Here is a 13988-nt window from a genome sequence, read left to right on the forward strand (position 1 = left end):
AATTGTGCAAATTTGTGCATTATCACCAAAAGGAGATAACGTTAAACGGATAATTAATGCCGCTAAACGGATTAAATTGAAAGCACAGATAGGGATTAGGCTTTTTATATCGCTCAAAAGGATAGGAAAGTATCACCCGTAAGAATTAAATAAATTGGTTATCAATGAAGATTAAGCGCTCAATAAAGGCTAATGGAACGGTATGCTATAAAAATATTTATCCGGCAAATTTTGCAGGCTTAAAGGATATAGAGGAAGCAGAGATTGCCATTAACACACCACATATGCATGTAGATGTAAAGGAAATGTGGTTCGAAGGCATTCATATCAGTTTGGTTGAGCTTGAAAGTGATCAACCTGAAGATTTATGTTTTGAATCATCACACGAGCACATTGGGCTGTTATTTTGTTTAAACGGAAGCTTAACATCCTGTAGTGGGGCAGAACAAAATTTTTTATCGCTGACTAAAAACCAGCAAAACCTTAATCTGGGTAAAGTAAACCACATTGCTTTCCGGGTAGCCGAAAAAACAAGTTTGGTATATATTCAACTTACCGAAGCTTATTTTCAGAAGGCAATGGGACGCGAATTTCATCAGGACGCGCTTTTGCCTTTAAGAGAACCGATAACACCCGAAGTAAGCTCAATTTTACAAAGCTTAAGTCATGCCAATCATTCGGGCAGGGTAAAGCGTTTGTTTTTAGAAGCGCGTATGCTTGATCTAATTGTGATCCACAGTAACCAAAAGTTGGATAAACAACGGGTTGTTTTAAAGGAAGAAGATTTAAAAAAGATTATTTATGCCCGGCAACTGGTAGAGCGCGACCTGCAGAGGCCAAGCTCTTTAATTGAGCTCTCGCGCAAAGCCGGTATTAACGATTTTAAACTTAAAAAAGGTTTTAAAGCGCTAACCGGCCATACAGTATTTGGCTATCTGTATAAAATCAGAATGGAAAAAGCACATTACTACCTGGCTAAAGAAAAGCGAACGGTTAACGAAGTCGCTTTTTTGGTAGGTTATAAAAACACGCAGCATTTTATTGCTGCCTTTAAAAAACAATACGAGGTTTTGCCAGGTAGTTTAAATAAGCATTAATTATTTAGCACAAACGTTTGCCCGTACTATTCTTTAACCTCATTAATAATCAGGTCTGATTCTACAATGGTATTGTAATAGGCCTGATTTTCGGGAACGGGGCTATGAATCAAATCCAACAGGATGTTTGCAGCCTTTTGTCCTTGTAAATAGGGGTATTGTTCTACCGAAGCAACCGGCGAATTATCCAGGTAACTGATAATAGGCAGATTGGCATAGCTCACTACATCGAAATCGTTAATTACATTTAATTTTTTAAAGTACTTGATTAAAAACAAAGCCACATAATCGTTAAATGCAACAATTGCGGTTGGTTTCCTTTTGTGGTTTAAAAACTGTTCAGCAGCTTCTATGGTACCTTCTTCGGTTAAATCGCAGTTGACTACTAAAGATGGATCGAACTTTAAACGGTTAAAAGTAATGGCTTGCATATACCCATCTTTACGCTCTTCGCTGGCGTACAGTGTGCTTGGCCCGTTAATCATACCAATACTTCTGTGCCCTTTTTTAAGCAGGTAGTTTACCGCCTTAATGGTTGCGCTCTCGAGGCTGCAAGCTACATAGTGGACATTTTTAAAAGGAGGGATCCGATCAAAAAATACTACCGGAATATTGAAAGAATTTAATTTTTCAAAATGATCAAACTTCGAGGTGTCTTTACTGATCGAGACCAATAATCCATCCACACGTTGGTTTTTCATTTTTTCTACCAGCTTTACTTCCTGTTCATAGTTATCGTGCGACTGGGCAAAAATTACCGTATAGTTTTTCTTGATGGCCTCATCTTCAATTGCCGAAATGGCTATAGAGAAAAAGTGTTCAGAAAGTTCTGGTAAAATTACTCCAATAGTGTAAGTTTTGCCTTTTTGAAAAAGTATAGCCGCATTATTAGGCTCATAGTTCAGAGACTTGGCCAGCTGTTTAATCTTCTCACGGGTTACTGCTCCAATACTCGGATGGTCATGCAGCCCTCTTGATACACTGGAGGGTGAGATGTTTAAAATTCTGGCTATTTCCTTTATGGTTGTTGGTTTCGATTGCATTCTAAGTGCTAAACTACATTAAATTTCTTCAATATGTAATAATACAAAATTAATCAAACGTTTGCGTTGTTTTTTTCTTTCAAATCTTTTCTTCAAAGCATTAAATATCGATACATTCGGGCCACAAAACAGATTGCCTGATTAATACTTAATAATATAAAATTTATAGATAGAAAGCAATTCCTGGAGACTAAAAAAATGGTTTTAGCACATTATTAGTCTTAGCGAGAATAAAGAAACACCCCCAATGATTAACAGAAATGCCCCTTGTAACGAGGGGTGTTTTAAAAAAAAACGAGAAGTGTTCGTACCACTCCTCGTTAAATCGGGTTTATTCCTGCAAGCAGGAAACAATAAGTTATCTAAGCTATATGTTAACCCTTTTCAAAGGTATAAATTTTAAGCGTTTTTTAACAGGGTAATTTGTTGCAGGAAATGCTATCTTGTGCAGCAATATATTTTTAACCAAATAGATAACCAGTACACTTAAAGGATAAGTAGAAACCCATTTTTTACATCAAATAATCACATCCCAGTTATATCAGGTATTCTTTTTTGTATCAGCAAATTTTTAATTTAACAACGCTGTACCAAATAATTTAATAAATTTAACATTAGGTTAATAATGATGTTATTTCTTTGGCGCACCTTAAAAACCTTAACCGTCATCCCAGATTGTTTATGTACAAAGCATTAGAAAGTAACTTTTTTCTTCTGGTCAAATTAGACAAAAATAAAGCATTTAACCTGGTGTTCGATGCTTACTGGAATGCGCTATACAAACAAGCTTATAAAAAGGTACACTGCACCGATCTGGCCCAGGATCTGGTTCAGGATGTATTTGTAAGTTTGTGGGATAAGATTGAATTATTGGATGCCGAAGGCAGTGTGCTGGCCTATTTATTTGCGATCCTCCGCAACAAAATCTTAAAACTTTACGAAAAAGACAGCGTTCGCTTAAAATATGCCATTAGTGTAACCGCTAATGTAGCGTCATCCGATATACATTCTCAAAATACAATCTTAGAAAAAGAACTGAAAGCCATTATTGATACCGAAGTAGAACGGATGCCGGTACGAATGAAAGAAATTTACCTGCTTAAACGAGAGGACGACCTTTCTATAAAGCAAATCGCACAGGACTTGTCTTTATCCGAGCAAACCGTGAAAAATCAGTTACAAATGGCTTACCAGCGCTTGCGTACGCGTGTTAAGGATTATGATTCTTCGCTAGCCTTACTGGCTCTGTTTATTGCCAAACACTTATAATTTTCCTTTTCATTTTGCCCAATAATTGGTTATTAATGCCTTTGATAGACCTTTAGGCAGGTTTTAGCAATTTATTATAAAAAAAAAATAATAATGCCATGGTACTTTATGCCAGGCAACCGTATACACATATAAAAGCCACTATTTTGAATACGAACGAAATCAAATATTTAATCGAAAAATACAATAACCAAACTGCTACACCAGCCGAAAAAAAGCTGGTAGAGGAGTGGTACGAGCGTATTGATGGTGCTGATTTAACACATAACGAGTTAGCAGATATTGAAGTTAAAAAACAAATTTTAAATCGGGTAACTGCTAGAATAATCCATATCGATAAACCAAAACCTAAGCAGATTAAATTAAATTATGCACTGTTTTTTAAAGCGGCGGTTATTTTAATTGCTTTAATTGCGGGTATATATAGCTATTTCAACCAAAGCGATCGCTCTCCCGTTTTGGCTACCTCAATTAAAACAAATACAAAACCAATTATTCCGGGAGGCAACAATGCAGTACTGCAACTGGCCGATGGTTCTCAGGTTATCCTCAATAAAACTGCTGATGGGCAAGTTGCAAACCAATCCGGGGTGCAGGTAATTAAAACGAAAAGCGGCGAGTTGCTTTACAGGTTTACAGGTAACACAACTGCAAAAGCAGCAGCCATCAACACAGTAAGCACCCCACGCGGTGGCCAATACCATTTAATTCTGGTAGATGGTACTGAGGTGTGGCTTAATGCAAGCTCGTCGGTTAAATTTCCTTCCGCTTTTGTTGGCAATGAACGTAAAGTAGAAGTTACCGGTGAAGTGTACTTTGAAGTAGCTAAAAATAAAACAAAGCCATTTATTGTTCATACCGATCAATCTGATATTAAAGTGCTGGGCACTCATTTTAACGTAAATACTTATGCTGATGAAGCTTATCAGCGTACTACCTTGCTCGAAGGTAGTATTGAAATTAAACGGGGCAATAAAAAGGCACTTTTAAAACCTGGTCAACAGGCTAGCCTGAATGGTAAAGTTGATGGTATTGCAGTAAATGAGATAGCAGATCTCGAGGCTGTAGTTGCCTGGAAAAATGGCTACTTCCAGTTCGAAAAGTCAGATCTCCCATCAGTGATGCGCCAGGTTTCGCGTTGGTATGATGCGGAGGTGATCTACAATGGCAAAATTCCGGCAAAACAATACTCAGGCAAAATACCTAGAAATGTGAGTATAGCAAAATTAGTCGAAATGCTGGCTTACAGTGGTATTCATTGCAAAGTAGAATACAATCAGATTACAGTGAACCCTAAATAAATAACCAAACCAAATCAAACTATAAAGTGCAGCATATGAAGATATAATACTCCAGACATTCGATCTCAATCCGCTTAAAAGCAATGCAAAGTGTTCGTACCACTTTATTTGCAATGAGTGGGGTAAAAACCTGCGCCAGCTGATCTGCAGCAGGGACACAATAAGTTATCTAAGCAATTATGTTTTAAACCCAAATTCAATCATGAATTTTAGTACATTTTTTATGACCGGATCATTAATCCGGCGTAAGCCCACACAATTAATATTGGTGATGAAACTAACCGCACTATTTTTATTCGCTTGTCTGTGCCAGGTAAGCGCAAGTGTTTATAGTCAGAACATCACATTGAAACAAAAAAATGTTTCGATGGAAGTGATATTTAAATCGATAGAGAAACAAACCCAATACGTTTTTCTTTACGATAATCTTGAACTGCAAAATGCACACAATATAAGCATCGATGTGAAAAATGCACCACTTGAGCAGGTGCTTAATTTATGCCTTAAAAATCAGTTACTGAGCTACAAAATATTTGATAAAACAATTGTACTCAGAAAAAAAAATGAGCTGATCTCAAATCCGTTTTTCGAAACGATTAGTGGCAGAGTTTCAGACGAAAATGGCTTGCCTATTGTTGGCGCTAGCATAATGGTTAAAGAAACCAAGTCGGTAACTTCAACTGATGCTAATGGTTACTTTTCAGTTAATGCCAATGTAGGTACCACGCTGATTATCTCGTTTATTGGTTACACTACCAGAGAAATTGTTATTGACAGCAAACGTGATTATAAGATTTCTTTACAAGCTGCCACAACCGAATTAACAGATGTGGTAGTTACAGCTTTGGGAATAAAACGGTCAGAAAAATCGTTGGGTTATGCCGTACAAAAGGTAGCGGGCAAAGATCTGCAAACCGTTAAAGGTGTAGATGTTGCTACTTCATTAACCGGAAGGGTTTCTGGCTTGGTAATAAAAAACTCAACCGAATTTAATGCCCGTCCTACTATTGAATTACGTGGCGAACCAGCTATGTTGGTTATAGATGGTGTGCCTTATGGTAACATGTCGTTAAGAGATGTGCCTACTGATGATATTGAAAGTATGGATATACTTAAAGGCCCAACCGCATCTGCATTGTATGGCTCAAGAGCATCGGGAGGTGTACTTTTAATTACAACCAAAAAAGGTGCTGCAGGTAAAGGATTCTCAATTGATATCAACAGCAATACCATGGCATCATTGGGTTTCCTGGCTATACCTAAGGTACAAAGCTCGTATGGCAGGGGACAGAATGGCGTTATTGATAACGACTACGTTTGGGGTCCTAAGCTTGATGCAGGTAAAACTGCCAGAGACTGGAATCCTGTTACCAAGCAGTTTGAAGATAATATGCCTTTGGTATCGAAAGGGAAAGATAACCTGAAGAATTTTACATCTACAGGGATTATTTTAAATAACAATATCAGTATTGCCCAAACCGGCGAGAACGGAAGCTTTAGGATTGGATTAAATGATATTTACAATAAAGGACAATTCCCAAATCAGAACCTGAACATGGTGAATTTAACCATGGCCGGTGAGATGAAGCTAAGCGATAAATTTAAACTGGAAGGACACATGGGGGTAAGCCGCCGCTGGGCCGACCAAATTTGGGGCGGAGGTTATAACAACCAGGGTTATTTGTACCAGTTAATTATGTGGACAGGTACTGAATACGATATTCGCGATTATAAAGATTACTGGAAAGTGCCTTATAAAACCCAGAACTGGATGTACACCAACTGGTACGATAACCCATATTTAATCGCTTACGAGAAGTTAAATGGTACCCAAAACAATACCTTAAATGCGAATGTTACGGCCAGTTATCAGATCAATAGCGACTTTAATTTATTGGTACGCTTAGGTTACGATAACTATAATAACAAAACTACTTTCCGCAACCCAACTGCAAATATATTTTCTACCCGTGGTGGTGCGGTGAATGGAAGTGGTTGGAATGCCAGAGGAATGTATTCTATTCAGGATTCGAGAGGCTTTAGTACAAATGATGATTTAATACTGGGGTATAAAAAGAAACTTAACAAGTTTACAATAGATGCTTTGGCGGGTGGAACGGTTTATTATTATATAGACGAATCCTTAAGTGGAACAACTAAGAACGGATTAATTTCGCCAACTTTTTATTCGTTAGCAGGTTCGGTAGAGCCACCAACAGTATCACAAGGATATGGAACCAGACAGATCAACAGTTTGTATAGCAGGGCTTCTATTGGCTATAACGATGCCATCTTCCTTGATTTTACCGGTAGAAACGATTGGAATTCTGCACAACCAAAAGCGTCGCGGTCTTACTTTTATCCATCAATTGGTTCGAGTATCGTAGTTTCTGAATTGGTTAAACTACCAAAGGTTATTGATATGTTCAAGATCCGTGGTTCGTGGGCCGTATTTAAAACAGCATTCGATCCGTTTGCAATTAATAAAGCATACGGTACAACTACTGCTGCCTGGAATGGCCTAAATTCTGCAAGTTATCCAAATTACCTTATCGGGGAAGGTTTATTACCAAGCTCTAACAGAACTTACGAGATTGGAGCTGCCGGATATTTATTTAAAAAACGCCTGCATTTTGATGTAGCCTATTTTAATAAATACTATTACAACAGACAAACCGATTTGAAGCAAAATGGTAATACAGCATTCTTGCCAAATTCTTCGGGCTTTTCTATGGCTATTATAAACACCCAGGAAACTTTTGAAAGAAGGGGGCTTGAAATTACAGTGGATGGTTCAGTGATCAAAAACAAAGATTTCGAATGGTATTCTACTATCAACTGGTCTAACCAGCACCGTTATTATGTAAATTTAGATCCGGTATACTCTCCTGATAATTTATGGGTTAAAAAAGGAGAAAGGTTAGATACCTATACTGATAATTACTGGGTTAAAGATCCCGAAGGGAATGTAATTCACGAAAGTGGTTACCCGGTTTGGAGCGATTATGTTAAAAAACTAGGTTACGGAGATCCCGATTTCAGTTTTGGCTTTATCAATAATTTCACCTATAAAAACTGGTCGCTTGGCGTTAATATCGACGGGCGTATTGGTGGCTTAATGTACAATTACGTTTACGATAAAATGTTCGATTCAGGTACTGCTCCCGAAACAGATAACGAATATCGTTACAATCAGGTAGTACTTGGGCAGAATAATTATGTTGGCCAGGGGGTTAAAGTGGTATCAGGAAGTGTTACTTACGATAAATACGGTCAGATTACCAGCGATACCCGTAAATATGCCGTAAATGATGTGCCAATTGGCTATCAGGATTATGCACAATGGTACCGTGGTGGCGATGCAAGGGTACAGAACGAATCGTTTGTTAAGCTACGTGAAGTTTCACTGGGTTACCGCTTACCATCAAAAACAGCAACTAAACTGGGCTTAAAGAACGCATCTTTCTCGTTAACCGGGCAGAACCTGTTTATGTGGACCAATTTCAAATACTCAGATCCCGATGTTGATACCGAGAACTTAAACTCACCATCAATGAGAATGGTAGGTTTTAATGTTAAGGTAGGTTTCTAGTTATTTATTGTTTAAAGAAGGTTTTATGAAAAGTAAATTTTTAAAATATAGCTTACTATTGCCTGCATTGGCACTATTAAGTAACGGTTGTAGCAAGTTCGACGATATCAATACCAATCCCAATACAACAACACAGGTAAATTCAGCCATGCTGGCTACGGGTATGATTTTAAATATTACCAGAGGAGATATCAGCAGCACCAAATCTTTTATGCAGCCATTCTTACTGGGCAAATATCTAACCTGGGGCGAAGGACAAGAGAATTTTCAATACAACAAAATTAGCCGCACTGATTTTAGTAGGATAACCCTCTTGCGCAATATTACCCCTATGGAAAATTACGCCACCAGCGATGGGCTAAAAAAATCCTACCAGGCATTGGGCCATTTTGTAAGAGCATGGCAATTTTTTATGACCACCATGCAGGTTGGTGATATTCCCTATACCGATGCTGTTAAAGGCGAATCGGAGGCGATATTACAACCTAAATATGATAGCCAAAAAACGGTTTTCCTTGGTATTTTGAACGAGCTGGATCAGGCCAATGCCTTATTTGCATCAGGAGCTACCTTTGAAGGCGATCCTATTTTTGCTGGCAGTACCGATAAATGGAGAAGGTTAACCAATAGTTTCGAGTTGCATGTATTAATCAATCTCTATAAAAAAACAGGTGATGCCGATTTGAAAGTGATTGAACGCTTTAAGGATATCGTAGCCAACCGCCCTTTAATGCGCGATTTCAATGATAACTTTGCATTGGCTTACAATGCAACTGCTGGTCAGAATTATCCATGGAGCGATGTTCCCGCTGGATCGGGTAACTCATTCGTTAAGTCGAATTATACCATGTTAACCAATGTACTATTAGAACCACTAAAGGGAACTAACGATAAGCGTCTTTTCTATTATGCCAAGCCATCTCCGGTTAAAATTACTGCCGGTGTTTCGCAAAGCGATATGGCAGCATATCCCAGTGTAGAGCCTTCCGATTCATTTTCGAGTTTACAAACCAGAAGGGTGAATAAAGACTATGCCGATATCAATGCCCGTTACGTAAACCTGGTAAACGCAGAGCCTGTAGGCGTTTTTAACTATTGGGATTTACAATTTATTCTGGCCGAAGCTAGCATACGCGGCTGGATAACCGGTACACCTGCGCAAACTTATTATGCCAACGGTATTACCAACTCAATGAAGTTTATAGCCCAATACACCCCTGATTTGGCCGATTATAACCATAACATGAAAATGGATGCGGCTTATATCGATGCTTTTCCGGCTACTGTGGCTTTAACGGGAACTACCGAGCAGCAAATAGCACAGGTAATTACACAAAAGTATCTAGCCAGCTTTTTGCAGGGGAACAAATATCAGGGTTGGTTCGAAAACAGAAGAACGGGTTATCCGGTATTTAAACTTAATTCTACTACAAACTTAAATTCGCCATCTACTAATTTTCCTTTAAGATGGTTGTATCCTTCAAACGAACTGAGTTACAATTCGGCTAACCTTTCGGCCGCCATTGCCAGCCAGTACGGAGGTAACGATGATGTAAACCAGGCTATGTGGCTGTTAAAATAATTCGCTCTTAATCAATTGAAAAAGTTCTCCGGCACTAAAACCGGAGAACTTTTTTGTTTTAACCCGCAAGTAATCCATACGTCATTTATCTTTAGTGTATTATATTTATAAAAGCATATTCATATTTTGCTCCAATTTATAAATAACATGATAGCCTTATACATAATACTTTTTCTCGTTATTGCGTTTTTAGTAATAACCAATCTGCCTGTTTTTGGTCGCTTACCAAGAGGGTTAAGACTGGCCAAAACCCAACAGTTACCCAATTATAATCAGGGAGCCTTACAAAATCTTTCAGTTACGCCAATGCAACCCGAAGGTGTAAGTTTCTTTACCATATTAAAGGCATTCTTTTTCGAAAAGCATCCCGGTAAGATCCCTGTGCAGGCACTTCCTTTTAATCAACCTGATTTAGATACCCAACCTAAAAGCAATGCGCCCGAAATTATCTGGTTTGGGCATTCTTCTTATTTAATCAAGCTTGATGGATTGCGGATTTTGGTCGATCCGGTTTTTAGTAAAGCACCTTCGCCCTTTTCATTTATTGGGAGCAAGGCTTTCCCTGGTACCGATGTAGTAAAAGCAGCTGATTTCAAAAATATCGATGTGCTGGTGATTACCCACGATCATTATGACCACCTCGACTATCAGAGTATGTTAGCCATTGCGCCCGGTGCAAAAACGATTGTTACTTCACTTGGTGTAGGCGAACATTTAGAAAAATGGGGAATTAAGCCAGATAAAATTACTGAACTGGCCTGGGGTCAATCGATAACTTTATTTGATAGTCACGAATTAACGGCAGTTCCGGCCAGGCATTTTACCGGAAGGAAATTTAAACGCAATCGAACACTTTGGTCGGCCTTCGTATTAAAAACTGTTAATTGTAAACTGTTTTTAGGTGGTGATTCTGGTTACGATACACATTTTGCCCAAATTGGAGGGACCTATGGACCGTTCGATCTGGCTTTATTAGAATGCGGGCAGTATAATGCCTATTGGCCTTACATACACATGTTTCCGGAAGATACGGTACAGGCCGCTATTGATTTAAAGGCAAAAGTTTTAATGCCGGTACACTGGGGTAAATTTAGCTTAGCCATGCACCCGTGGAACGAACCGGTTAAAAGGGTAGTAGAAGCCGCTGCTGTTAAACATTTGCCTCTGGTTACCCCACGTTTAGGCGAAACAATAATTTTAAACCAATATATGCCAACAGAAAACTGGTGGCTTGAAGCATAAAAATTAAACAATAATTACTTAGCGGTGTTTAATTGAAAAATAATACCATCATGAAAACCGATCTTGTAGAAATTTTTCAAACCATTAGGGCTGGTATGCAGCCTTACGCTACACGTGGCTATACCGTGCACGAAAATTCTGAAACAGGCTACGACCTATACAGCGAAAAAAATATAGCCGTTAATGGTGAAAAAATAACCGAGCGTTTTTTTTCAGGGGTTTATATTAACGGTAAGGAGGTAGAGGTGAAGGTTAATACCGAAGAATTTTCTGCTTCGAACCAGCATTTAGAAGACTTTGGATCAAATAAAGCAGGTTTAAAAAATACCTCACTCGATGACGCAGGACTAAGGGAAGTGGAAACCCTTATTGAAATTATCCATACTAACTTTAAAGAAAAAGAGTGGATTTAATAATTTGATGCTAAATTTGCACCTGAATTTTTTCTGAACTAAACTTCTGGTGATTGAGCATTTTAACTTCCGATAGCAGCTGGCATAATGAATTAATAAAAGCACTTGCCGCTTGTAAGGTAGATTGCAGATTCTTTTTAGAGGGGGAGTTTCAATTGTTAAAGTTAACAGATCAACTCGTCATTAATTTGGTGAGTTTAAATAATCCATTTGATCCCCAAAACCTTATTCAGCTTCAGGAAAAGTATGCCATAGCGAATCTTAAGCTTATTCACCTCTGGGAAGATATTTGGTACCTAAAACCTGCACAGGTTTTGGCCAGACTTACTTCATTGCTTGGTCAGAATAAACGAGTTCATGGCCGGAAAACAAAAATTCATAAGATTGCCAAACCCGAAGCCGATACTTTTTTAAACGAAAACCATTTGCAGGGTGCAGTGAGCAGTCGCTATAAAATTGGTTTGTTCGAAAAGGACGAACTCGTTGCTGTAGCTACTTTTTCTGCCCTCCGTAAAATGAACCATACCGAAAATTATAAATCGGCAGAGCTGATCCGCTTTGCAGTGAAGGCAGGTTATTCTATTACTGGAGGCCTGAGCAAACTCATTTCGTATTTTGCAGCATTATATCAACCAAACGATTTAATGACTTACGCCGATCGGGATTGGTCGGCAGGCGAAGCGTATTTAAGGCTTGGTTTCTTACAAACAGCAGTGGTAACTCCTCAATATTATGGATTAAACGGACAGCTTCAACGCCAGTTAATCAAAGACGCACAAATTGGAGATGCACAAATATTCAATACCGGGAGTTTAAAATTCATCCTCAAATTTTAATGAATCAGCACAACCTTATCATCATTTTAGGTGCAACTGCATCTGGCAAAACCAAATTAGCTGTTCAGGTGGCTCATGCGTTAAATGGTGAAATCATCAGTGCAGATAGTCGTCAGGTTTTTAAGCGAATGGATGTTGGAACCGGGAAAGATCTCCAGGAGTATAATATAGCAGGTACAACTATTCCTCACCACCTGATTGATATTTTAGAGCCCGGTGAACGTTACCATGTAGACGCTTTTAAGAACGATTTTTACGAAGCTTTTGAGCAGGTTATCAGCCGAAACAAAATACCGATCCTTTGTGGTGGTACAGGCATGTATATCCATAGCCTGCTGCAGAACCAAACTTTTACAGCTATTCCTGTTAACCAGCCTCTGAGAGATCAACTGGAGTTGCTTCCAAAAGAAGAACTGACTATGCAATTGCAAAACAATCCTAGTCAAAATGTAGGGCACGTCGATCTATCTTCTAAAAAAAGATTAATCAGGGCTTTAGAAATTGCAGCTTATTTAAAGGAGAATACGCTCGAAATGGTTGAACGACCTTTGCTCAAACCGGTAATTTTTGGCTTAAAGAACGAGGTAGAAGTTACGCGTGCTAAAATACTGGCCCGGTTAGAAGAACGGTTTAAGGCAGGTTTAATAGAAGAGGTACAACAATTGTTACAGGTAGGCATTAGTAAAGAAATACTCATCTTCTACGGACTCGAGTATAAGTTCATTGTAAATTACCTCGAGGGCTTAGATACATTAGATGAGTTAAAGCTCAGGTTAGGCATTGCCATTTGCCAGTATGCCAAAAGGCAGAATACCTTTTTCAGAAAGATGGAAAAGGACAATGTAAACATCAATTGGCTCGATGCTTCAGCTACTACCAACCAGTTAAAACAGCTGGTTTTGCAAAAAGTTTCATCGTAGTTTAATTTAACAAAATTAGTCGTTTTAAGGCTACTTTATGAGTTGAAAAGTGCTTAAAAAGCCCTTTTGGCACAGCCTTTGTGTTTGTTGAAGCATATTAGTTTAACTCAAAAACAATATCTTAAACATGAAAACAATTACGAAAATTATTGCTACATCAGCAGCTGTTGTAGCGTTATTCTTTACTACAAATGTTAATGCACAATCAAGCCGGAACTTAGGAATAGGATTAAATGTAGGAGCGGGAACGTCAACTGGATATGGTTTAGTGATTGGAGGTGATATCCGGTATCAGTTTAACGTAGATAAGCAATTGTCTATTCCGGTAACTGCAGGTTACAATAATTTTTCTATTAAAGACTCTTACGGAGGCGGAAGCTTTGGAGTAATCCCGGTTAAAGCAGGAGCAAAATATTTCTTTGATGATTCTGGTGCGGGTGCATATGGCTTAGCAGAAATTGGCGCAGGTTTTGGTACAAATAAAGGTTCTGGAACTTCTTTCGTTTACTCACCGGCAGTTGGTTATGCCTGGAGTAACGGATTAGATTTAGCAGCCAAATATGAAGGTTATTCAAATAATGGTAGCATTGGTTTCGCTGGTATCAGATTAGCTTACGGATTTAGCTTGTAATCATTTCCAATAATAAATGAGAAGCCTCCTTTTTTTAAGGGAGGCTTTTTTATTGTGTGCCA

Annotated in this window: 11 protein-coding genes; 10 read left to right on the forward strand and 1 reads right to left on the reverse strand. The window is 38.5% G+C overall.

The annotated features are described in order from the left end of the window. Positions 1-164: 164 nt before the first annotated feature. On the forward strand, positions 165-1097 hold the full coding sequence (locus tag DBR40_RS12410) for a helix-turn-helix transcriptional regulator (RefSeq protein WP_124560050.1): 933 nt from the start codon (positions 165-167) through the stop codon (positions 1095-1097). A gap of 26 nt (positions 1098-1123) precedes the next feature. On the opposite strand, the gene DBR40_RS12415 is transcribed toward DBR40_RS12410, so the two are convergent. After that, complete coding sequence (locus DBR40_RS12415) at positions 1124-2140, reverse strand: LacI family DNA-binding transcriptional regulator (RefSeq protein WP_039482617.1); 1017 nt, start codon at positions 2138-2140, stop codon at positions 1124-1126. A gap of 681 nt (positions 2141-2821) precedes the next feature. On the opposite strand from DBR40_RS12415, the gene DBR40_RS12420 reads away from it, so the two are divergent. The 9 genes from DBR40_RS12420 (at position 2822) to DBR40_RS12460 (ending at position 13926) form a co-directional block, all read left to right on the forward strand. Then, positions 2822-3409: an RNA polymerase sigma factor gene (locus tag DBR40_RS12420; RefSeq protein ID WP_124560051.1), complete on the forward strand. Its 588-nt coding sequence runs from the start codon at positions 2822-2824 to the stop codon at positions 3407-3409. Positions 3410-3555: 146 nt separating this feature from the next. After that, entirely contained in the window at positions 3556-4710 is a 1155-nt protein-coding gene (locus tag DBR40_RS12425; protein WP_158674040.1) for a FecR family protein, read from the forward strand. Positions 4711-4912: 202 nt separating this feature from the next. Beyond that, positions 4913-8302 carry a SusC/RagA family TonB-linked outer membrane protein gene (locus DBR40_RS12430; RefSeq protein WP_199748326.1) on the forward strand — a complete coding sequence of 1130 codons (3390 nt, stop codon included), beginning with the start codon at positions 4913-4915 and terminating at the stop codon, positions 8300-8302. A 25-nt stretch (positions 8303-8327) separates the two neighbouring features. Then, the gene (locus DBR40_RS12435) at positions 8328-9884 is read left to right on the forward strand and encodes a SusD/RagB family nutrient-binding outer membrane lipoprotein (RefSeq protein WP_124560053.1); all 1557 of its coding nucleotides are present in this window, start codon (positions 8328-8330) and stop codon (positions 9882-9884) included. A 147-nt stretch (positions 9885-10031) separates the two neighbouring features. Beyond that, a complete protein-coding gene (locus DBR40_RS12440) occupies positions 10032-11126 on the forward strand; it encodes an MBL fold metallo-hydrolase (protein WP_124560054.1) in 1095 nt (364 codons plus the stop codon). Between the two features lie 50 nt (positions 11127-11176). Then, the gene (locus DBR40_RS12445) at positions 11177-11539 is read left to right on the forward strand and encodes a hypothetical protein (protein ID WP_124560055.1); all 363 of its coding nucleotides are present in this window, start codon (positions 11177-11179) and stop codon (positions 11537-11539) included. Between the two features lie 53 nt (positions 11540-11592). Then, on the forward strand, positions 11593-12375 hold the full coding sequence (locus DBR40_RS12450; RefSeq protein WP_124560056.1) for a hypothetical protein: 783 nt from the start codon (positions 11593-11595) through the stop codon (positions 12373-12375). Then, positions 12375-13295, forward strand: a complete 921-nt coding sequence (miaA, locus tag DBR40_RS12455) for a tRNA (adenosine(37)-N6)-dimethylallyltransferase MiaA (RefSeq protein ID WP_124560057.1) — start codon at positions 12375-12377, stop codon at positions 13293-13295. Before DBR40_RS12450 ends, miaA begins: the two co-directional genes overlap by 1 nt. 127 nt (positions 13296-13422) lie before the next feature. Next, positions 13423-13926, forward strand: coding sequence for a hypothetical protein (locus tag DBR40_RS12460; protein WP_124560058.1), 504 nt, complete (start codon positions 13423-13425; stop codon positions 13924-13926). The last annotated feature ends 62 nt before the right edge of the window (positions 13927-13988 follow it).

It is taken from the genome of Pedobacter sp. KBW01 (assembly GCF_003852395.1).
In the GTDB taxonomy this organism is placed as follows: Bacteria; Bacteroidota; Bacteroidia; order Sphingobacteriales; family Sphingobacteriaceae; genus Pedobacter.